1 protein-coding gene is annotated in these 1,340 nt (G+C 51.1%); it reads right to left on the bottom strand.

Features of this window, described 5'->3' with window-relative positions:
• Nucleotides 1-1,340, bottom strand: a 1,340-nt coding sequence (locus ACFRAK_RS28900) for a cache domain-containing protein (RefSeq protein WP_394573180.1), incomplete at both ends; no start/stop codon positions are given.

Raw genomic sequence — 1,340 nt, 5'->3', positions numbered from 1 at the left:
GATTGAGCTGCTCCGGATAGCTGTATCGATTGCCGATGCCGATCGCCGGATAAGCGCCGGTATGGTTAGCGGCGGTTAATTTTAAGGAATCTACAATGGGCTCCATCAGGGCTTGCAGACTGGCTTCATGGCCCGTTTCGGTATGAAAGCCGACGATCAGGGCGAAGTGATCAGGTTGTGGCAGCTCCACGCCGTAGGCATACGCATCATGCTCAGGCAAATCCACTTCCTGCAGCTGTTGAATGGCAGACCAGCGCTCCTGACGCTCGTCTTCTGGAAAAGCGTCTGCTTCCCAGCCCATATACATCACAAAATAATGGGAGTAGCTGAAGCGAATGCCGAGCTGCTCCTTAAACTCTGCGGGCAATTCCCCGGTATGGCCGTGCTTGAGCAGCATAAGCAGAACGTGATTTCGAGCGTAGGGTTCCTGATAATCGACGCGCTGACTGTAATCGTGCAGCGTCTTCTTGATCCATTCGAGCTCGTTGGCAGCAGAGAACGACTCGGGTTCGTTTTTGAGACGAATGAAATCCATTAAATCGGATATGGGATGGTACTGTCTTCGGGCCAGCATGATGGCAAGAATGGTTCCGGTTACGACAACCAAGGAGAACACTAGCACAATGAAAGTACGAATATGAACGATTCTGCCGAAGAACTGGCTGCTTGGCATCGCCGCAACATATGTCCAGCCCGAATCGGATTTGACCGATACAACCGAATGGGCCTCGTGATTTAACGAAAGGCTATGGGTCCCCGGTTCCAGTTGAAAGAGGGTGTTCATATCCTGCTTCGTGATCGTTTCTCCGCGATGGGTGGAGGCCAGGACTTGACCGTAGTTGTCGAATATGTAGGTCATTCCATGATAGTCGCTCAGAATCGAGTCAATCAGTCCGGTCAGATTCGACTCGTGGATCAAATACATCACCGTACCGTGGGCAGGGGTGTTATTCGGCGCGATCGGTACGAGATAAGCCAGCATGGAATGATGGGCATTCGTTCCCTTAACGACCTGTTCGGCAGGGCGCATAGTCGGGAAGGGCACCGTATTCAGGTCGTTGATCAGATCCGTTTCGTTCCAGGTATTGAATTTGTAGCGGCCAGTAAAGACATCAAGGTTCTCAAAACCCTGGGAAGAGTAAATATTGTGATCTCCACGAAAGAAGAGGAATAACTCATCAATGATCGAACTGGTTGCCTTGTATTTCACCAAGGCCCCGATCGACTCCCGGCTGTAATAAGGATGGTGTGTCCAATAACGCGTAAGCTGCTCGTCATAGGCGATCCGAAACGCGATGTCCTGCAGTTCCTTCATTCGTTCATCGATTACGGTCTTGGCT

This window comes from Peribacillus sp. NPDC056705 (assembly GCF_043656335.1).
The sequence above is the reverse complement of the archived record's forward strand: the minus strand, read 5'-3'. Positions and strand labels throughout refer to the sequence as shown.